19 protein-coding genes are annotated in these 19,749 nt (G+C 43.5%); 11 read left to right on the top strand and 8 right to left on the bottom strand.

Going from position 1 to position 19,749, the window contains the following annotated elements:
• Positions 1 to 85 precede the first annotated feature (85 nt).
• The 6 genes from HWQ36_RS02245 (at position 86) to HWQ36_RS02270 (ending at position 6,672) form a co-directional block, all read left to right on the top strand.
• Positions 86 to 1,423: an ATP-binding protein gene (locus HWQ36_RS02245; RefSeq protein WP_292697664.1), complete on the top strand. Its 1,338-nt coding sequence runs from the start codon at positions 86 to 88 to the stop codon at positions 1,421 to 1,423.
• A 272-nt stretch (positions 1,424 to 1,695) separates the two neighbouring features.
• On the top strand, positions 1,696 to 2,961 hold the full coding sequence (locus HWQ36_RS02250; protein ID WP_292697666.1) for a pitrilysin family protein: 1,266 nt from the start codon (positions 1,696 to 1,698) through the stop codon (positions 2,959 to 2,961).
• Positions 2,962 to 3,083: 122 nt separating this feature from the next.
• Entirely contained in the window at positions 3,084 to 4,355 is a 1,272-nt protein-coding gene (locus tag HWQ36_RS02255; RefSeq protein ID WP_292697700.1) for a pitrilysin family protein, read from the top strand.
• A gap of 91 nt (positions 4,356 to 4,446) precedes the next feature.
• On the top strand, positions 4,447 to 5,532 hold the full coding sequence (locus HWQ36_RS02260) for a peptidoglycan-binding protein (protein ID WP_292697668.1): 1,086 nt from the start codon (positions 4,447 to 4,449) through the stop codon (positions 5,530 to 5,532).
• Positions 5,533 to 6,165: 633 nt separating this feature from the next.
• The gene (locus HWQ36_RS02265) at positions 6,166 to 6,288 is read left to right on the top strand and encodes a hypothetical protein (RefSeq protein ID WP_292697670.1); all 123 of its coding nucleotides are present in this window, start codon (positions 6,166 to 6,168) and stop codon (positions 6,286 to 6,288) included.
• Between the two features lie 30 nt (positions 6,289 to 6,318).
• Complete coding sequence (locus HWQ36_RS02270; RefSeq protein ID WP_292697672.1) at positions 6,319 to 6,672, top strand: phage holin family protein; 354 nt, start codon at positions 6,319 to 6,321, stop codon at positions 6,670 to 6,672.
• A 60-nt stretch (positions 6,673 to 6,732) separates the two neighbouring features.
• Here HWQ36_RS02270 and HWQ36_RS02275 read toward each other — a convergent pair whose 3' ends face one another.
• A complete protein-coding gene (locus HWQ36_RS02275) occupies positions 6,733 to 7,185 on the bottom strand; it encodes a cobalamin biosynthesis protein (RefSeq protein WP_292697674.1) in 453 nt (150 codons plus the stop codon).
• A 121-nt stretch (positions 7,186 to 7,306) separates the two neighbouring features.
• A complete protein-coding gene (cimA, locus tag HWQ36_RS02280) occupies positions 7,307 to 8,968 on the bottom strand; it encodes a citramalate synthase (RefSeq protein WP_292697676.1) in 1,662 nt (553 codons plus the stop codon).
• 76 nt (positions 8,969 to 9,044) lie between these two features.
• On the opposite strand from cimA, the gene HWQ36_RS02285 reads away from it, so the two are divergent.
• The 5 genes from HWQ36_RS02285 to HWQ36_RS02305 all read left to right on the top strand — a co-directional run bounded on the left by HWQ36_RS02285 (position 9,045) and on the right by HWQ36_RS02305 (position 14,923).
• On the top strand, positions 9,045 to 9,383 hold the full coding sequence (locus tag HWQ36_RS02285) for a 2Fe-2S iron-sulfur cluster-binding protein (protein WP_292697678.1): 339 nt from the start codon (positions 9,045 to 9,047) through the stop codon (positions 9,381 to 9,383).
• A gap of 16 nt (positions 9,384 to 9,399) precedes the next feature.
• Positions 9,400 to 9,795 (top strand): hypothetical protein, encoded by a 396-nt coding sequence (locus tag HWQ36_RS02290; protein ID WP_292697680.1) that lies wholly within the window; start codon positions 9,400 to 9,402, stop codon positions 9,793 to 9,795.
• A 106-nt stretch (positions 9,796 to 9,901) separates the two neighbouring features.
• Positions 9,902 to 11,980, top strand: a complete 2,079-nt coding sequence (locus tag HWQ36_RS02295) for a thiazole synthase (protein WP_292697682.1) — start codon at positions 9,902 to 9,904, stop codon at positions 11,978 to 11,980.
• Between the two features lie 235 nt (positions 11,981 to 12,215).
• Complete coding sequence (locus HWQ36_RS02300; RefSeq protein WP_292697684.1) at positions 12,216 to 12,395, top strand: ssl1498 family light-harvesting-like protein; 180 nt, start codon at positions 12,216 to 12,218, stop codon at positions 12,393 to 12,395.
• A gap of 365 nt (positions 12,396 to 12,760) precedes the next feature.
• Positions 12,761 to 14,923, top strand: coding sequence for a tetratricopeptide repeat protein (locus HWQ36_RS02305; RefSeq protein ID WP_292697686.1), 2,163 nt, complete (start codon positions 12,761 to 12,763; stop codon positions 14,921 to 14,923).
• Positions 14,924 to 15,381: 458 nt separating this feature from the next.
• On the opposite strand, the gene pqqE is transcribed toward HWQ36_RS02305, so the two are convergent.
• From pqqE to HWQ36_RS02335, 6 genes are all read right to left on the bottom strand, one after another.
• Complete coding sequence (gene pqqE, locus HWQ36_RS02310) at positions 15,382 to 16,470, bottom strand: pyrroloquinoline quinone biosynthesis protein PqqE (RefSeq protein WP_292697688.1); 1,089 nt, start codon at positions 16,468 to 16,470, stop codon at positions 15,382 to 15,384.
• A 120-nt stretch (positions 16,471 to 16,590) separates the two neighbouring features.
• Positions 16,591 to 16,932, bottom strand: coding sequence for a pyrroloquinoline quinone biosynthesis peptide chaperone PqqD (gene pqqD / locus HWQ36_RS02315; protein WP_292697690.1), 342 nt, complete (start codon positions 16,930 to 16,932; stop codon positions 16,591 to 16,593).
• Between the two features lie 200 nt (positions 16,933 to 17,132).
• Positions 17,133 to 17,873: a pyrroloquinoline-quinone synthase PqqC gene (pqqC, locus tag HWQ36_RS02320; protein WP_292697692.1), complete on the bottom strand. Its 741-nt coding sequence runs from the start codon at positions 17,871 to 17,873 to the stop codon at positions 17,133 to 17,135.
• Positions 17,874 to 17,894: 21 nt separating this feature from the next.
• Positions 17,895 to 18,800 (bottom strand): pyrroloquinoline quinone biosynthesis protein PqqB, encoded by a 906-nt coding sequence (gene pqqB, locus HWQ36_RS02325; protein WP_292697694.1) that lies wholly within the window; start codon positions 18,798 to 18,800, stop codon positions 17,895 to 17,897.
• 55 nt (positions 18,801 to 18,855) lie between these two features.
• Entirely contained in the window at positions 18,856 to 19,050 is a 195-nt protein-coding gene (gene pqqA / locus HWQ36_RS02330; RefSeq protein ID WP_292697696.1) for a pyrroloquinoline quinone precursor peptide PqqA, read from the bottom strand.
• A 352-nt stretch (positions 19,051 to 19,402) separates the two neighbouring features.
• Positions 19,403 to 19,600, bottom strand: a complete 198-nt coding sequence (locus tag HWQ36_RS02335) for a hypothetical protein (protein ID WP_292697698.1) — start codon at positions 19,598 to 19,600, stop codon at positions 19,403 to 19,405.
• Positions 19,601 to 19,749 lie beyond the last annotated feature (149 nt).

Genomic DNA, 19,749 nt, shown 5'->3' on the forward strand with positions numbered 1-19,749 from the left:
GAATTAAATCTTACCCTACCTCGGATGGTGTCACTTTGTTTCCAACAAAGATTGCTGATCAGGCAAGTCCTCTTGTCAATAGGCTTTGAGACGCGCTAACCCTGCTACTGTCTTGCAAGTGCTGATGGAAAATGCTGGGGCACAAAAAGCTGCTCTACTTGTACTCCAACAAGGCAATTTAGCGGTTGAAGCAGTAGCCAGCATCAATGAGGGAGTCACCCTACTATCTGTACCATTGTCAACCAGCGAAGGCATTCCTATTACACTGGTAAACTTTGTCAAACATAGCTTAAAAACTGTTGTGCTGGATGATGCAACAGCACAAACTGATTTTATCGCCGACTCATATTTCATGCAGCAACAACCTAAGAGTGTGTTGTGTACGCCGATATTAAATCAGGGTAAACTTATTGGGCTGCTATATTTAGAAAATCCTTTGACAATTGGTGCATTTACGAGCGATCGCACCGAAGTTATCCAACTACTATGCGCTCAAGCTGCCATCTCTCTACAAAATGCCCGCCTTTATCAAGAATCTCAAAATTATGCCCAACAGTTAGAGCGATCGCTACAAGAACTTGAGCATACCCAATTACAGATGGTGCAAAACGAAAAAATGGCAACCTTGGGCAATTTAGTTGCTGGGGTGGCACATGAAATTAATAATCCTATTGGATTTCTTCAAGGCAGTCTCAGCAATGCCGAAGAGTATACTCAAGACTTACTCGCTCATATCCAATTGCTTAAACAACATTATCCCACTCCGGCGATCGCAGTCATTGAGCATGGCAAAAAAATTGACTTAGAATTCCTGACTGAAGACTTACCAAAGCTAGTAAGCTCGATGAAAGTGGCAAGCGATCGGATTGAAGATATTAGTACCAGTCTCCGTACCTTCTCCAGAGCCGATACAGCCGAAAAAGTTGCTTGTAATCTCCATGAAGGGATTGAGAGTACCCTGTTGATTTTGAAATATCGCCTCAAAGCTAACGAAAAACGTCCAGCAATTGAAGTCATCACTGAATACGGGATGTTACCACCAGTTGAGTGCTTTTTAGGACGATTAAATCAAGTATTTATGAACATCCTCGCTAACGCCATTGATGCCTTAGATACATCCAGTCAGGGACTTTCTTTTGCCCAAGTGCAAGCTACTCATCAGCAAATATTGATTCACACCGAAGTATCTAGTGACAAAAGTACGGTAACAACTCGCATCAAAGATAACGGTGAGGGGATGCCAGAGGAGATTAGAGCCAGGATCTTTGATCGCCTGTTTACAACTAAAGAGGTTGGGAAAGGAACCGGATTAGGATTAGCGATCGCTCGTCAAATTGTCGAGGAAACCCATAATGGGCGGTTGAGGTGCAATTCTGTGCTTGGCGAAGGAACAGAATTTGTTATTGAAATTCCAGTGTTTTAATGCAATATGGTTCAGTTAAGGCTTTACTCTTTGTCAAAGTGAATTTTTTTTTAACGAACCGCCAAGGGCGCGAAGGAAGAAAGGAAGAAAAGGAAGAAAAATGCTTAACTGAACTGTATTGTGTTTTGATGCATAACACTTCTAATTTTTCGGTAGTGCAAAGAACAGCAATAGCACAATTCTACAAAATCTGTATAACTTGATTCTAAATTGGGTATCGTTCAGAGTTAAGATGACACAATTGCATTGAATTGTGGTTAAAGCTACAAAAATTGTTAAAACAACTAACTAATACGGTATTTCCAGCCTCAGTCTTCCGACTAGAGAGTGGTTTAACTTTTATTCATCAAGAAATTCCCACCACTCCTGTAGTTGTGGCTGATGTTTGGGTGCGGGCTGGAGCCAGCCTAGAGCCAAAACCGTGGTTCGGCATGGCGCACTTTTTAGAACACATGATTTTTAAAGGTACGGCAAAGCTTCCCCCCGGAATGTTCGATTCCAAAGTTGAAAACCGGGGTGGCGTAAGTAATGCGGCGACAAGCTATGATTATGCTAATTATTCACTCACCACAGCCGCCCCTTATTTAAAAGATACTCTGCCCTACTTGGGAGAACTACTCCTCAATGCGGCAATTCCAGAAGACGAATTTAGCCGCGAACGGGACGTGGTGCTAGAGGAAATTCGCTCTTGTCAGGACGATTCCGACTGGATAGGATTTCAAGCGCTGATTCAAAGCATCTATCCACATCACCCTTACGGACGTTCGGTGCTGGGTACTGAGCAAGAACTGATGCAGCAATCTCCAGAAGCAATGCGCTGTTTTCATCATGCCCACTATCAGCCGGAAAACATGACGGTGGTAATTGCCGGGGGTATAGCCCAGCAACCAGCTTGGGAAATGGTCAATCATTCATTTGCTGATTTTGCCGAACGCTCGAATTGTCCGCAGTTTGAGAAAGTGACAAAGCCAGTGATAACAGGAATTCACCGTCAAGAACTGTGTTTACCACGCATAGAGCAAGCACGATTGTTGATGGCGTGGTTGGTACCAGGAGTAGAAGAAATCCGCACTAGCTATGGTCTAGATTTATTGTCGGTGTTATTTGCAGAAGGGCGGACTTCGCGTTTGGTGCGCGATTTGCGAGAAGACTTGCAATTAGTACAGGGAATTTGCAGTAGTTTTTCTCTACAACGGGAATCAAGTTTATTTACAATTACTGCCTGGTTAGAACCAGAAAATCTGGAGGAAGTTGAGTCTTTAATTTGCACTCATTTGGATGATTTGCAGACTGGAGGAATTAGTGAACAGGAACTTGCCCGTACACGCAGGCTATTGTGTAATGAGTATGCATTTTCTACTGAAACACCAAATCAACTGACGGGGCTTTATGGATATTACAATACCATCGCCCAAGCTGAATTAGCTGTGACATATCCCCAGCAGATTCAGTCTTTTGATGCCCAAGAACTGCAAAAATTAGCTAAACAATATCTTTCACCGCAGAATTATGCGGTTACTATACTTAAACCCTGTTAGTCATTAGTCATTAGTCATTAGCAAAAGACAAATGACAAAGGACAAAGGACAAAGGACAAAGGACAAATGACTAATGACAAAGGACAAAGGACAAATGACAAATGACAAATGACAAAGGACAAATGACAACCTTGCTGCAAAAATCGCCTATCCATCGCACCGTATTAAATAATGGCATTGTCGTGCTGGTAGCAGAAAACCCTGCTGCGGACATTATTGCAGCACGAATCTTTGTGCGTGCTGGTAGTTGTAACGAAAACCGGGAGCAAGCAGGGTTGGCGCATTTGCTATCAGCAGTGATGACAAAGGGATGCGATGGGCTTTCTAGTTTTGAAATTGCTGAAAAAGTCGAGTCTGTAGGGGCAAGTTTGAGTGCGGATGCTGGCACTGATTATTTTTTGCTATCTTTCAAAACGGTAACATCGGATTTTGCGGAAATTTTAACATTGGCAGGGCGGATTTTGCGATCGCCTACTTTTCCTGAAACTCAAGTGGAACTAGAACGGCGTTTAGCACTCCAAGATATTCGTTCCCAAAAAGAGCAACCTTTCAATGTCGCCTTTGAACAAATGCGGCAGGTAATGTACCAAAATCATCCCTACTCTATGTCAGTGCTGGGAGATGAAGCCAGTATGAGCAGCTTAACTCGTGCGGATTTAGTAGAGTATCACCAAACTTATTTCCGTCCAGATAATGTAGTAATTAGTATTGCTGGTAGAGTCACACCCACAGATGCAACAGCATTGGTGGAAGAAGTTTTTGCTGATTGGCAAGCGCCAGCCCAATCACTGCCAATACTGAATTTACCCGAAATTAAAGTGGAACCGCAGGTAAGGGTTAAGCCAGTACACACACAACAATCAATCGTGATGCTGGGTTATTTAGGAACATCGGTGAGTTCTGTTGACTACGCCCCACTAAAGTTGCTATGTACTTACTTGGGAAATGGGCTTTCTAGTCGCTTGTTTGTCGAATTGCGAGAAAAACGCGGTTTAGCTTACGAAGTGTCTGCCTTTTACTCCACAAGGCTATTTCCAGCCTCATTTGTGGTTTACATGGGCACAGCCCCAGAAAATACCAGCATTGCCCTAGAAGGATTGCATACAGAAGTAGATTTATTGTCTACCGAGGAAGTATCGGAAAGCGCCCTCCAAGCCGCGAAAAATAAGATTCTCGGGCAGTACGCCTTGGGTAAACAAACAAACGGGCAAATTGCTCAGATATACGGCTGGTATGAAATTTTGGGCTTAGGAATTGATTTTGACACCAAGTTTCAAGAATTGATTGCGGCAGTGAGTGCCAAAGATGCGATCGCCGCCGCAAGTAAGTATCTAAAATCACCTTACTTGTCCTTAGTTGGTCAAGAAGAAGCAATCAATCGAGCGATCGCCTAAATAGCCCATCCGAGATATCGTAAATGGAGCAGCTGTTTTTTAGAGCAAGCGGCTGTACCATTAGCATGAGAATATTCTGGGAGTAAATTCCATGCAAAGCAGCCTGACAGCAAGTATTTTGAGTTACTTAAAATTACTAAACCCCACTGTAAATCGCTGTGGAATGGAAAAACGGCAAAAAAGTTGGTGGACAAAGAGGTCTAAATCTTTCTCAGCCATTGAAATACTCTTGTTATCCGCTACGCCTCTGCTTATTGCCTCAACGCCTGTAGTATCAATAGCAGCGCCACAAAAAATTGCTCAAGTAAATCCTGGAGATAGCATCAGCCGCCCTAACCTCAAAGTTGGTAGCCAAGGCGAACGTGTATCGGAACTTCAGGCAGCTCTGAAACTTTTGGGTTTTTACTCTGGTGCAGTAGATGGTATTTATAGTGAGAATACAGCTAGTGCTGTTTCCCGATTTAAACAAGCAGCTGGCTTGAATCCAGATGGCGTTGTTGATGCCAGCACTTGGCAACGACTTTTCCCTAATCAACCAGTAGCAGCATCAACCATCCCTTCATCCCAGCCAAGATTTAACTCAGCTACAAATTTTCCCGTTCCAACCCAGGCTAGCAACCTCACCAACGTTGCAAATCCTAACCCTAACCCCCCAAGACAAGCTTTAACACAAGTTGCGACTAGCTCTGAACCAAGACCTACTACCCCAAAAAAAGCTACAACACAAGTTGCAACTAGCTCTGAGCCAAAACCTACTACCCCCAAAAAAGCTGTAACACAAGTTGCAACTAGCCCTGAGCCAAGACCTGCTACCCCAAAAAAAGCTACAACTTCAAGCACACAAAAAACGCCAAATCGGACTACATCAACTGCTAAAACTCAGTCATCTACACGGACTGGGCAAACTACTCGAACTCAGAAAAACACAAATACTCAGCGAACCCCTGGTATTCAATACACCTCTGAAGGAATGCCAATTTTACGTATAGGATTACGTGGTTCTGAAGTTGTTAAGTTGCAACAACAACTGAAAAAGCTTGGTTTCTTGAAAGGCGATGCCGATGGAGACTTTGGTGAGACAACCGAGAGTGCTGTGAAAGCAGCACAAAAGCGCTATGGCTTAGAAGCTGACGGTGTAGTTGGTGGCTCTACCTGGGAGGTTATTTTGCGGCGTTAGGCTGACGTTAAAGTTGCCATCCACTATAGAAACAAGAGACGGAGCAGTGCCATGTCTCTACAAGGGTTCTGAATAACGCATATTTAATTTCTGAAGATATCTAGTACTGCAAGGCGTAATTCGTAATTCGTAATTCGTAATTACTTGTTTGCAAGGGTTTCAGGCATTTCAAATGGGTGGCTTATTTCCGCCGTGCTGTACTAGTGTAATTTTGCCAGTTCCCTTAATGACTTTGAAACTTGCTCGTGACTAGACACCCAATACGGTTCGGTTAACGTTTTAATGTTTTGAAGATCCCCCCAACCCCCTTTAAAAAGGGGGGCTTTTAACCATCTTTTACCCCCTTTTTAAGGGGGTCGCCGCAGGCGGGGGGATCTTAACCGAACCGTATTGACTAAATACCCTGTTTTACAGGGCTTACGCAAACAATAGCCGAAACGCTGATTTTACCGTAGGGGCAATTCATGAATTGCCCCTACCGCATGTAGTTTTGCATAAGTCCTATTTTAGATAGAGAAATTTTTCAACTTCGAGAAACCTCCGTGGAGTTTTGCGCTTCAGATCATTTTTTATGAATTCACTGCGGTACATCCTGCAATAGGATAAAGATATACCGATTAAAAGTATCTCTCTATGCCAGTACTAAAAAATTACATTGCTTTTGGGCCGACAAAAGATGATGGCAACTTTAGGAGTCAAGCACAACGACACCTGATAGTGTTACAAATCACAGCTGGCAACAGTGAAATTAATTAAACTTACTGCTAAATTCCTCTAAAAAAACTTATGCAACACTTTTTATTAACTTGGCTCGGTACTGCGGTGGCGTTATTTGTTACTGCTAATATCGTTCCGGGATTCTTTATCAAGAATTTTGTGGTTGCCTTAGTCGCTGCCCTGGTTATTGGTCTAGTTAATGCTTTTATTAGACCAATTTTGCAGATTTTGACCTTTCCGATTACCTTACTCACCTTTGGCTTATTTACATTGGTAATCAACGCTTTAACACTTTGGTTGGCAAGTGCCTTAACCCCTGGTTCTGGTTTTGAGATTCAGGGCTTTTTACCTGCTTTGTTAGGTTCAATAGTGCTAGCTATTGTTTCTAGCATAATTAACTATTTGTTGAGAGTTGTTGACTAGAAAATTAGTTAAGTTTTGTAATACTCATAATATTTGAGGCTTTGTTACTTTAGCAAATGACTAATGACTAATGACTACAAGGGCAACAGCTAGCGTTATCGCTGCTGGTTGCCCTTTTAGCTGGAAAATTTGTTTAGGAATTAAGAGTCTCACTCCCAATGCTTCTGTGCTGGTAAAGGGGGGAGCAGTCAACAACGAGGCTTGAGTCGCTGCAAGAATAGCAGCTGCCTCTGCTACGCTAGGTGTACCTACTTTTTGGTCAGTAATTGTGGCAGGGTTGGGAACACAGACAGAGCAAAGAATTTCCGCAGAAAAGGTTTTTAAAGGCAGATTGCGGAGGTGGCAAAGTTCTACTAAACCAACTTCTGAGGCTTTAGTGTCAATGGTAGCAATCCCTGCGATCGCACTTTGAAAAAGTTGATTTTCTCGAAAGGCTTGCTCAATAGCCCAATCAATCAACTGCCATGACGTTCCCCGCTTACAACCAATTCCTACCCAGAAAACCTGCTGCACTTAGTGTATTTCCTGAATGAACTACCCATAGTTGGCTTATAGGAAGCGATCGCACTTTGGCGATCGCTTCCCCTAATCATCGAAAAACGCAAACTTTCACCACACTAAATACCCCATTTTGTCAACTAGAAACTTTCACCGCCGCCTCTGATTGGGAGTGCAATAACAAACCGTATTCCAAGCCCTCCACCACCGCTTGATAGGAAGCCTCCAAAATATTGGTAGAAACTCCTACCGTCGTCCAGCGTTGACGACCATTGCCTGATTCTACCAACACACGGGTTTTTGCCGCAGTCCCCGTATGTCCGTTGAGAATCCGCACTTTGTAATCTGTCAAATCAAAGGTTGCTATTTGGGGATAAAAATTCATCAAAGCCTTGCGTAAAGCTGCATCCAACGCAGCAACGGGGCCATTACCCTCCGCCGCCTCCAGAATATTTTTGCCGTCAACAGCGATTTTGACTGTAGCTAAGGCATTACTAGTTTCTTTCCCCTCAATCAAGTCACAGTGGACTTGAAAACCTTTGACTTCAAAAAACTTCTGGCGGCCTCCCAAAGCTTCGTGCATCAACAGCACAAAACTAGCCTCTGCTGCTTCAAATTGAAATCCTTCACTCTCCAAATCTTTGAGACGCTGGAGAATTTGCCTAGCCTCTGCCTTTTGCTGATCTAGTTCAATCCCAAAACTATGGGCTTTGGCTAAAACATTGCTAAGTCCAGACTGTTCAGAAATCACGATGCGGCGATTATTCCCGACTTGTTCCGGCTGAATGTGTTCGTAAGTCAGGGGATTACGTTCTACAGCTGATACATGAATACCGCCCTTATGGGCAAAAGCCGAAAGTCCCACAAAGGGAGCATGTTCATCTGGCGCGAGGTTGACCACTTCACTAACAAAACGACTCGCTTCTGTAAGTTGTGTTAGCTGGTCTTCTGTGATACAACTGTAACCCAGCTTCAGTTGTAAATTGGGAATTAACGAACAGAGGTTAGCATTACCGCAACGTTCACCGTAACCATTAATTGTCCCCTGTACCATCTTTGCCCCTGCCATCACGGCGGCTATTGCGTTAGCAACCGCCATTTCTGAATCGTTATGAGTATGAATTCCAATTTGGGGCATTGTCCTTTGTCCTTTATCCTTTGTCATTGGTTCTTGACTAATGACAAATGACAAATGACCATTGACATCTTGCACAATTTGGCCAATTTCATGAGGTAAAGTGCCACCATTGGTATCACAGAGGACTAGCCATTCAGCACCAGATGCGATCGCAGCCTCTAATGTCTGTAAAGCATAATCTGGATTGTGCTTGTAACCATCAAACCAATGTTCGGCATCGTAGATAATGCGACGACCTTGAGAACGGAGGTACTCAATGGTGTCACGAATCATCGCCAAATTTTCTTCTAATGTCGTCTTGAGGCTAGTTGTGACATGTAAATCCCAAGACTTACCAAAAATCGTTACCCAGCGAGTTCCCGCAGCCAAAATATCCTGTAGCATCGGTTCGGTTGCAGCAGTGGAGTTGGGGCGGCGAGTCGAACAAAAAGCCACAATTTCAGAAAGTTTTAGCGGATCTTCTTGGAGTTGCCAGAAAAATTGTACATCCTTGGGATTAGCACCAGGCCAACCGCCTTCAATGAAGGGAATTCCCAGTTGATCGAGTCTACGAGCAATGCGTAACTTATCTTCTATCGATACTGATAGCCCCTCGCGCTGAGTGCCATCCCGTAATGTAGTGTCATAGAGCCAAAGTTGAGGTGAGGAATTTGTGGTCATAAAACAAAGGACCGACGAGACAACTTTCGAGGCAATGTGTCAATATACAACAAAAAGCCAGTTTGGCAATTTAAAAATGCCTAAAGTACTAGCTGAAGGTAAAACAATTGAGTGCGGAAGCGGAAGCAATCTTAGAACAATTTTGCTGCAAAATGGTATTCACCTCTACAATGACGGTGCTAAGGTAATAAACTGTCGGGGCATTGGCAGTTGCGGAACCTGCGCGGTTAAGGTAGAGGGCGAAATATCAGCAGCGAATTGGCGCGATCGAGCGCGGCGTTCGCTTCCTCCCCATTCTCCTACAACAGACTTGCGTTTAGCCTGTCAAACCCAGGTTATAGGCGATGTGAAAGTGACAAAGTTTGATGGATTTTGGGGACAAGGTTCTCGAATAGTGTGGACACCAAAAGGTTAAAAAGGAGTAAGACAAGATGGGTAGATGGACACCCTTAATTTTAATGGCTGGAGGTTTAGCCATTCTGCTTGGTACATTACTAGGCATCAATTTTCCTATGGGCGTGCAAACCGCTAACGCTCCCAGTGGTAAAGCAGCAAAAGTCCTGCCAGCTAATATCAATGTTAATAGCAGTGCTGGCAGCAAAAATGAAGAAACTGCAACCGAAGGAAATGAAACAACCGAAACAAACCAAAACAGGCGCACTATTGTAGCCCCAAGACCTGACAACAGAAGCAGCGTTGCTCAGAATCCTTCTGATGACTCAACATCACCTTCTGACACTACAACAGATGGCAATACAGATAGTTCAGGAAACACATCATCCAGTGATTCCAGTCAAGGCAACGAACCAATTCGCGCCTTGTGGTAACGATATATCCGTCTTTAGTTACGAGTTATAAGTTATAAGTTATGAGTTAATTAGTTATGAGTTATGTAGTAATGACTAATGACAAATGACTAATGACAAATGACTAATGACTAGTGAGATCGTAATTATTGGTGGCGGCGTTATTGGTTTAGCGATCGCTATTGAACTAAAAATGCGCGGGGCAAACGTCACCGTGCTTTGTCGTGACTTCCAAGCAGCCGCTACCCACGCCGCCGCCGGGATGTTAGCACCAGACGCGGAAAACATCACTAATGAGGCAATGCGCTCATTGTGTTGGCGATCGCGTGCTTTATATCCCGAATGGACAACTAAACTAGAAGAACTAACCGGCTTAAATACTGGCTACCGTCCTTGTGGTATCCTCGCACCCGTCTTTGAGGAGGCGGAGGGGCAGGGAGCAGGGAGCAGGGGGCAGGGAGCAGGGAGCAGGGGGCAGGGAGCAGGGGGCAGGGGGCAGGGAGCAGGGGGAGATGAGGGAGCAGGGGGCAGGGAGCAGGGGGCAGGGGGAGAGAAATTAATTCTTTCATCCCCCTCATCTCCGGCTTACTGGTTAAATAAAGAGGCAATTCATCAATATCAACCAGGATTGGGAGCAGAGGTAGTTGGTGGCTGGTGGTATCCTGAAGACGCACAAGTTGATAATAAGGCTTTAGCTCAGGTATTGCGGACGGCGGCTGAGTCTGTTGGCGTTGAACTCAAAGACGGTATTACAGTAGAAGCATTTTTACAGCAGCAAGGACAAGTGGTTGGCGTACAAACCAATGTTGGGATAATTCGCGCCGCACACTATGTTTTAGCTTCAGGTGCTTGGTCAAATGAGTTATTACCGCTACCAGTCCTACCCAGAAAAGGACAAATGCTGAGTGTACGGATACCAAAATTTGCACCAGACTTGCCCTTAAAGCGGGTTTTGTTTGGACAGGACATTTATATTGTACCGAGACGCGATCGCCTAATTGTCGGGGCAACAAGCGAAGACGTTGGCTTCACCCCCAACAACACCCCAGACGGCATTCAAAAATTATTACAAGCTGCCATCCGACTATATCCCCAGTTAAAAAATTATCCCATCCAAGAGTTCTGGTGGGGATTTCGCCCAGCCACCCCCGACGAGTTACCTATCCTTGGCACTAGCCACTGTCAAAATTTAACCCTTGCAACAGGTCATTACCGGAACGGGATTTTACTTACACCCGTAACAGCCACATTGATTGCCGATTTAATCTTAGAACAAAAGTCAGATCCTCTACTTGCTGACTTTCACTATTCCCGTTTCCAATCCCAGCCATCTACTTCTACTGCAATGCTGACTCACTCTGCTAATTTTTCCAATGGACACCGTACCCTAGACGCGATGAATCGCGTCTCTACAAATTCGCCGCTAATTATTGCTGGCAAAACTTTTCAATCCCGATTGATGACGGGAACTGGTAAGTATCGCACCATTGAGGAAATGCAGCAAAGCATTGCCGCCAGCGATTGCCAGATTGTCACCGTAGCAGTGCGGCGAGTACAAACCAAGGCTCCCGGACATGAAGGTTTAGCCGAAGCCTTGGATTGGACAAAAATCTGGATGTTGCCCAATACCGCAGGTTGCCAAACTGCTGAAGAGGCGATTCGGGTAGCGCGTTTGGGGCGAGAAATGGCGAAATTGTTAGGGCAGGAAGATAATAACTTTGTCAAGTTAGAAGTAATACCTGACCTTAAGTATTTACTCCCAGATCCAATTGGGACGCTGCAAGCCGCAGAACAATTAGTTAAAGAAGGTTTTGCAGTATTGCCCTATATTAACGCTGACCCCATGTTAGCCAAGCGTTTGGAAGAAGTAGGCTGTGCGACGGTAATGCCTTTAGCATCGCCCATTGGTTCTGGACAAGGGCTAAAAACAACTGCCAACATCCAAATCATCATCGAAAATGCAGGTGTGCCAGTGGTGGTAGATGCTGGTATTGGTTCACCCTCAGAAGCTGCCCAAGCAATGGAATTGGGAGCAGATGCCTTATTGATTAATAGTGCGATCGCACTTTCTCCAAACCCAGCAGCAATGGCTCGTGCCATGAATTTAGCAACAGTCGCCGGTCGTCTAGCATACCTTGCTGGCAGGATGCCGATCAAAGATTACGCCAGTCCTAGTTCACCTCTCACCGGGACGATTACTAGTTAGGGAATGGGGAATGGGGAATGGGGAGTGGGAGATGAGGGGGATGAGGAAGATGGGGAGCAGGGAGCAGGGAGCAAGGGAGAAGAGTTTTCCCCCTGCCCCCCGCCCCCCGCCCCTCTGCCTCTTTTCAATGCCCAATGCCCAATTCCCAATAATGTAACGATTTGTCTAGCAGTTTCAGAGCGGATTTAGCATTTATGTAACATTAGATGAAGTATCAAGATAAAGGAATTAATTCATGCCCTATATCAATGAAGAAGGCGGCCTTCTGAATAATTTTGCCCGGGAACCAAAGATTTATCAAGCAGAACCTCCCACAGAAGGGCAAAAACGAACTTATCTCATACTAGGAATCGCCGCTACAGCTTTGGTTGTCGGCTTGATTCTAGTCGCCTTCTTCGTTTCTAAGAGCAGTTAATCATAAAATATTTTCAGAAAATTTAATCTTCTTTATCGTTTTTCAGGTTCCGATTTTAATAGGGGCCTGCTTTTTTATTTTTTGTTAAAATTGAATCAGCTATTAAAGTATATAATTATACTTTTGATGCCTATTAGACCTGAAGGCTGAATTTATTTTTAGCAGCACAACATCTACTTAAAAATTATTTTTATTACAGCAGTTTGCAAATAAGTGAGCTATAAAATACAGGACTCAAAACCAGATATAAAAAGTTTCTATCTCCTGCTTCCTGCCTTCTGCCTTCTGCGGACAAATGACAGCCCTTGCCAGTTAGCTTTAATTGCGACAACCTACTTATACTGTGTTTTGGCTTTTTAGCCGCTATGAGCGTGAATGATACTGCACACAACAATAATTCTACTTGGAATCGGCAAGTATACCACCGCCTGAAACTTGCCCTAAGTCTTGGCTTACGACGACAACTTTTTTTAGCAGTATGTGATGATTTACACTTAAGGAATCAAGTAGCAGCCCGCTTGCATTCTACATTGGCTTATCCTGTTGGACAGGTGCTATATCAGTCATCAAATGCCCCAGAAAATAGCACTCCAGCTTATCCGCGATTAGTCACATTGCGTTTGAATTTAAACGAACCCAATCCCATAGTTCAGATAAATCAATGGTTAGCTAATTATCCACCACCAATTGTTGGAGCATCAAAAGATAGCCCTGGAAGACCTTTTCCAGTACCAGCATTTCAAATTGTAGGCGTGGAGCATCTCACCAAGCAAACAGTAGCAACACAGCGTTTATTTTTACACTATCTCCGCTTAAGTGAGCAAGATTTTTCTACACAAGAATCTAGCCGATTCCTAGAATCTAACTTACTGTTGTGGATACCGCGTCCTTGGTTATCTGCCATTAAGCAATCAGCACCACAATTTTGGCGTTGCCGGACTGGTGTATTTGTGTTTGCTGGAGAACCCACACCCGCGACTCAAAATGCAGGCTATCCAGAACGTTTTTCACGTTCTAAAAGCTTGGATTTAGGGAATATTGAGCAGTCGATTCTAGATGAATCAGTTAAGCAAGCAGAACTCAGAACCGCAGCCACCGAGTTCAAGTTTGAGAATAATTCCGGTTTCCCAGCAGAGATACAAGGGAATGGCGTACACAAAACCCAGGAATCTACCAATAGGTCTAGTAGTGGGAATAATAATCAATCGCTGTTGTCTTTATCTTATGTTAGTAGCGAGTTAACAGAGCTAGTAATCGCAACAATCAACGCAAGTAGTGATAAAAATACTGAAAATTATTTACAACCGCAGCAGATTTTGTTGGAGATTGAAGAATTACACGAAAAGCAAGCTTTAGGGCATGTACTGGCAGAAGCTTATCATCGCTTGGGCACTTTATACCGCCTTCGCATTGAGCAAGGAGAGTCAACCCTAGAAAACCTGATGGTGGCAATCATTGCCTATCAGGAGGCTATTAGCTATGACGAAAGCTCACCACAACTTCCAGATATCTTGAATGATTTGGGTACACTCTACTGGATGTTATACCGTACACCACCCAATTCTGAGGAGGGACAAACTTATATAGAGCAGGCAATAGAATTTTATCAGTTGGCGTTAAAGATGATTTCACCGCAGACGCATCGGGAAACTTACGCTCGTGTGCAAAATAATTTGGGGACGGCTTATGGTGATTTAGCTCGTTTTTCTCACCCATCTGAAAATTGGCAGCAGGCAATATTTGCTTACAACGAAGCACTCAGCTACCGTACAGCCGATATGGATTCATTAAAGTATGCAGCTTGCCAGAATAATTTGGGTACTGCTTACTGGCATCTAGGACAATACAACCAACCGATTGTGCATTTAAAGAAAGCGATCGCAGCTTACAATGAAGCACTCGTACACTACAACCCCGAAGAGGAACCGCTCAAGTATGGCATGATTCAAAACAACATCGGCACAGCATGTTGGAATCTGGCACAATACGAGCAACCTGCCCAAAATCTCCAGCTAGCTATTAATGTCTATAGCAAAGCTCTTAAGTATCGCACTCCAGCTAATGTTCCCAGCGCCTGCGCCGCTACACAAAATAATCTAGGTACTGCCTACTGGCATTTAGCAAACCTTTCTCAGACAACTAAAGAGGCACGGCAAAAGTATTTGCAACTATGTATCAGCGCTTATGAAGAGGCTATAGCTTTGGCTCACTCACTTAGCGGTACTCCTTTAAGCTTTGATTTGCTTGCCTCTTATAATAACTTGGCACTAGCACATTATCAGCTAGTAATAGATAAGTCGTTTAATGGTGACAAAGCAACACATTCTCAACACCTAGAAGTAGCTTTAGACTACCATTTGCAAGCCTTAAACGGATTGAGTAAACAATCAGAGGCTTATCAAACAACTTTCGCTTATGTGGTGAAAACTATTCGTGCTTTTCATAATGAATTAGGGATACAGGGACAAACTCTGGCTTTATCTAAAGTTCCTAGTCAGTTGTTGCCAGAGATTTTGTCAAAGTTATAAGGCAATACGGTTCAGTTAAGAAAAATAGTAGGTTGGGTTGAGCAATAGCGAAACCCAACAAATGGTTAATAATGTTGGGTTTCGTTCCTCAACCCAACCTACACAACTACACAACTTTTAGTTTTTACCCTTAACTGAACCGTATTGAGTTATAAGGTATTGAGGAGCAACTTAATATCAACCTGACAAGTACTCAGAGCATCAAGTAAGGTTCCGCGATCAAGTAGATGCTCTCACTTTTTCGGGTATCTCTATTTCATAACTTTTGTGGATAATAAAAAATTAAAACCATGTTTTTTCAATCATTTTCGACAATTCGCTCTATTTTGAATGAAAAATTGATATTTAGATAGAGCTTTAAGCTTTTTGTCTGTATCAAGAGCTACAAATTTAGATGCGCTTACCCTGTGAATCATCCCTGCACTTAACAAAGTAGGGTGGGGTAGTTCATTAGCTTATTACATTTGCATAGAGCGATAAACTAAAGGTAGGGATGAACCCAAGTTTTCCTGATTTGCCTGCTTTGTGACTGTAGTAATCAGGTGATGGTGTGCTGACAGATGACAGACAGGATCAGTAGCAGCAGCATTGTTCGTCAAAAGTAACGCTTGGCAACGGCAACCACCAAAATCAAGCTGGCGGCGATCGCAACTTTGGCAAGGCTCAGGCATCCATTCTGTTCCCCGGAAGCGATTAAAAGCAGGTGATTCAAACCAAATCCAATCTAGTGAATGGTTGCGGACGTTAGCAAATTCTAGTTCTGGAATAGAACTAGCGGCTTGGCAAGGTAACACATCACCATTGGGAGCGATCGCTAAAGCTCGATTACCCCAGCCACCCATACATGGTTTGGGATAATCTTCATAGTAGTCTGGAAGCACATATAAGATACCCATTGGGCAGATGTTGCGCTCTCTAGCTAATGCCACCGCAGCATCTGCTCGTTCTAGCTGCTGGCGGGTGGGTAGTAAAACAGTACGGTTGCGATATGCCCAGCCATAATACTGAGTGTTCGCTAATTCAACTCGGTCTGCTTTTAAAACCTCACACAGTTCTAAAATCTCATCAATCCTGTCTAGGTTTTGCCGATGTAGGACAAAATTAAGTGTCAGTGGAAAACCCAAAGCTTTTACTAATCTTGCTGCTTCTAGTTTTTGCTTAAAAGAGGGAGTTCCAGCAATATAGTCCGACTCAGCAGCACGACTATCTTGGATACTAATTTGTACATGATCGAGTCCGGCATCACGTAGCTGTGTAGCTCGTTCTGGAGTTAACAGCGTCGCAGCAGTAATCAAAGAGGTATATAGTTCGGCTTTGGCTGCTGCTGCCACAAGTAATTCTAAATCTTTTCGTAGCAGTGGTTCGCCACCGGTCAATCCAAGCTGTAACACACCCAAGTTCGAGGCTTGCTGAATCACTCGCAACCAATCTTCGGTGGAAAGTTCTTGACGATACTGGCGTTCGCCATAATTAAGCGGGTTGGAGCAGTACGGACAACGCAGTGGGCAGCGATACGTCAATTCTGCAATTAAGCTTAAAGGTCTCATATTAATTCGTAATTCGTAATTCGTAATTCGTAATTCATACACGCAGAAAAAGGCTTGATACAGTCTATTGTTATTGCTGTAGAGATATTGCAATGCTACGTCTCTACGCACATCAAATTTTCAACAATAATCCTTAACCTCCAGTTGATAGAGATCGTCCTTTTCAGTTGCAGGTAAAGGTTCTATTCCTTCTAAAACTAATAGCCCTCGTTTACTAATTCGAGAGAGTAGATGGCGCACGTCATCTAACACATTTTCGCGCTGGTATTGTTTCTCTAACTCTGCTGCGATCGCGCCGAGAGTTCGCTCACCGTTACAAAGTTCTAAAATCGCTGCTGCTGTAGAATTTAATCGTAGCGCCCCTTCTGGAATCAAGAGCCAATGCTGCTTTCTTAAGTCGTCCCATCGTAAACGCACACCACGAACTAAGCGCGGTCGGGCATGATTTTCTATAGTACTCATTTAATTCGTAATTCGTAGTTCGTAATTTGTAATTAATATGCTTAGGACTAGGGAAAACTCAATTCAAAATTCTTAGTTCGTAATTCCTAATTAATTCAGAATGCAGAGCAATTAAATTGATTGATAGAAAAAGAAAAATGTTTTTCTTGTTTCAAGCCCTAGATTCTTCTTTGAGATAATTACGAATTACGAATTACGAATTACGAATTATGTTGCCCCCCATTCCCTTCAAGAGGTCTAGTATCACCCTGTTCAATCGCCTCTAACTGGCTCCACAACAAATTGCATTTGAATACTAAAGCTTGTACTGCTCGTTCCTGAAAATCACGAGTACGACAGTGTTTAAGGACTTGCATGAGGGCATATTGAGCATCTCTGGGGGCTTGGTGAAGACGGGCGCGGAAGTAGTCAAATCCAGCAGGATCGATCCACGGGTAATGTTGTTCTAATGCAACTAAGCGGACTCGAATTGCATCTGGGCCAAACAGTTCAGTCAGTGATGCAGCCACTGCCTCAATCCAAGGTTTAGTGCGACAAAAGTTAACGTAGGCATCTACTGCATATTGAACTCCTGGCAGTACGTGCTGGTCTTCTAAGAGTTCCTGACGAGACAACCCTACAGCTTTACCAAGCTTTAACCATGCTTCAATACCACCTTCGCCCTCACCTTGACCGTCATGATCAATGATGCGTTGAATCCATTCCCGCCGCACTTGTAAATCAGTGCAGTTTGACAAGATAGCAGCATCTTTAAGGGGAATACTTTTTTGATAGTAAAATCTATTTGCTACCCAGCGCCGTACTTCTGTTGGCGTTAAATCACCACTATTCATCCTCGCATGAAAGGGATGCAGATGATGATAGCGGCTGTATTGCGATCGCAATACAGCCTCTAGTTCTGTCTGAGTCCACGGGAGAGGTTCTTTAACTAATTCCAACACGTTTTTTCTTACACCTCAAAATTATAATTCGATGGTCAGACCATCGTAACCAACTTCTATGCCTGCGGCTTCAACAATTTTGCGTTCCTCTGAGTCAGGTAAAAGTATTGGATTAGTATTGTTGATATGAACGAGAATTTTCCGAGGACGGCTCAGTTTAGCAAGGCTTTTTAAACTAGTGTTCAGGGGTAAGTGTCCCATATCGCGGGCTTGCAGATTTGATATTCCTAAAGCCAACAACTCATCATTTTCCCAACAAGTGCCATCTACTAAAATGCAGTCACTAGACTCAAACCGCTCTAGGATTTTTTCGTCAAGTTCAGCCAAACCTGGAGCATACGTTGCAACTTTACCAGTTGTGCGATCGCGAAATGTCAAACCTATAACCCAAACTCCATCTAAATTTGTCTGGTGGCGCATATATTTTGGTGGTTTGGCTGCTAGGGGAAATACCTCCACTTCCAAACCATCTGCTTCATCCAACCCCAGGTTTATAGGTACATGAGGTTCAAGTACAGACCATTCCACACCACAATAGCTTGCTAACGTAGACAGCAGGGGATAACCCTCTGTCAGAGCCTTACGTACTGTTTCTGTACCATAGACCCGCAGTTTTTCCGTAGATTCTCTGAGGATAACCAGGCCAGTGGTATGGTCAATCTCTGCATCCGTTAACAAGACACCTGCGATCGGGCTTGACCGAATTGTAGACGGTTGTCCTTCCCGCAATTTCTCCAACTGCGGACGTACATCTGGGGAGGCGTTGACCAAAAACCAGGGCTGATTGTTTTTCCTCACCGCAATTGATGACTGGTTCAGCCAATTTACACCTGCACGATTTGTGCGGACTGCTTGGCAATTGGGACAGTTACAATTCCATTGAGGAAAACCACCACCTGCGGCAGTACCAAGAATTTTTAGGAACATAAAAACAAAAAGCAGGTAGAGGTTTTAATTAGGCAATTAAACTTAGTATTAACAATTATTGCCCATGAAGAATGTATGTGGTAATTTCCATACACAAGTCAAGCTCGTCAAAATCTGGTTTTTCCCAATCAATTGCTGACTTAATATTTGGAGGATGAAATGAGGTTCTAGAAGAGACATCCTCACCAAAATTTGAGCTATTGCTTTCTTGCTCTTGCATAGAAGAGTGACTATTGGTTTCACGAATCATTAGGGACACCTCTTGAAAATGTTCAGTTGTTAATTTGGCCTGCAATTAATTCTAGTAATTTTACTTACTATTTTGCTGGCTCAAAATTTCTTTGCTTTAGATTAAACTGTGTTATCCAAGAAACACACAGTATTTTTACTGCTCTTTTATTATTTTTCATTATACGTACCACTAAGAATACGTTTAAAAGTCGCAGAGATAGTAAAAAAGCCCTCTCAGTACACACTAGTAGCGCATACGGCTATTTTAATCAGACAATGGCTAAACCTTTTAAGTGGACATATAAGGGTAAAGTTTTGGCTATCTAATACTTGGTTTATTTCCGCCGTGTTGTACAAGTGGCTTGGATTGGTTAATTGCGATCGCGATCGCTTGACCTTGACCGAGGTATCAACAATCCAATATATGTACCGACAGCAAATTTTGTTAAATCGAGAAATTGAGGGCGACTCTTCTCGTCGATAACTGCAAGAGTGAGAGAACCAATCACCATAATCAACGTTACAACAGCTAATACTTCATCTCTGGAAGGAAATTTCTTGGATAACATCGATCCACTCCTGAATTAGTTCGACAGCAAATAGAAGATACTTTGCTATTACCGATCGCAGAGATTAAACAGCCTCAGCAGCAATCTTAAATACCTTGGGGGGAGACAAAATAGCCTGAAAGAGCTACAGGGTAAAGAATATGGCAATT

The sequence above is a fragment of the Nostoc sp. NMS2 genome, assembly GCF_017115105.1.
GTDB lineage: Bacteria > Cyanobacteriota > Cyanobacteriia > Cyanobacteriales > Nostocaceae > Nostoc.

Excerpts from the sequence above, each read along its gene's own strand:
- HWQ36_RS02265 (WP_292697670.1), top strand. The coding sequence starts at position 6,166 with ATGCCAGTACTAAAAAATTACATTGCTTTTGGGCCGACAAAAGATGAT.
- HWQ36_RS02335 (WP_292697698.1), bottom strand. The coding sequence starts at position 19,600 with ATGTTATCCAAGAAATTTCCTTCCAGAGATGAAGTATTAGCTGTTGTA.
- pqqA (WP_292697696.1), bottom strand. The coding sequence starts at position 19,050 with ATGATTCGTGAAACCAATAGTCACTCTTCTATGCAAGAGCAAGAAAGC.
- HWQ36_RS02285 (WP_292697678.1), top strand. The coding sequence starts at position 9,045 with ATGCCTAAAGTACTAGCTGAAGGTAAAACAATTGAGTGCGGAAGCGGA.
- HWQ36_RS02295 (WP_292697682.1), top strand. The coding sequence starts at position 9,902 with ATGACTAGTGAGATCGTAATTATTGGTGGCGGCGTTATTGGTTTAGCG.
- HWQ36_RS02255 (WP_292697700.1), top strand. The coding sequence starts at position 3,084 with ATGACAACCTTGCTGCAAAAATCGCCTATCCATCGCACCGTATTAAAT.
- HWQ36_RS02290 (WP_292697680.1), top strand. The coding sequence starts at position 9,400 with ATGGGTAGATGGACACCCTTAATTTTAATGGCTGGAGGTTTAGCCATT.
- HWQ36_RS02300 (WP_292697684.1), top strand. The coding sequence starts at position 12,216 with ATGCCCTATATCAATGAAGAAGGCGGCCTTCTGAATAATTTTGCCCGG.
- HWQ36_RS02270 (WP_292697672.1), top strand. The coding sequence starts at position 6,319 with ATGCAACACTTTTTATTAACTTGGCTCGGTACTGCGGTGGCGTTATTT.
- pqqE (WP_292697688.1), bottom strand. The coding sequence starts at position 16,470 with ATGAGACCTTTAAGCTTAATTGCAGAATTGACGTATCGCTGCCCACTG.
- HWQ36_RS02260 (WP_292697668.1), top strand. The coding sequence starts at position 4,447 with ATGCAAAGCAGCCTGACAGCAAGTATTTTGAGTTACTTAAAATTACTA.
- pqqD (WP_292697690.1), bottom strand. The coding sequence starts at position 16,932 with ATGAGTACTATAGAAAATCATGCCCGACCGCGCTTAGTTCGTGGTGTG.
- HWQ36_RS02305 (WP_292697686.1), top strand. The coding sequence starts at position 12,761 with ATGAGCGTGAATGATACTGCACACAACAATAATTCTACTTGGAATCGG.
- cimA (WP_292697676.1), bottom strand. The coding sequence starts at position 8,968 with ATGACCACAAATTCCTCACCTCAACTTTGGCTCTATGACACTACATTA.
- pqqB (WP_292697694.1), bottom strand. The coding sequence starts at position 18,800 with ATGTTCCTAAAAATTCTTGGTACTGCCGCAGGTGGTGGTTTTCCTCAA.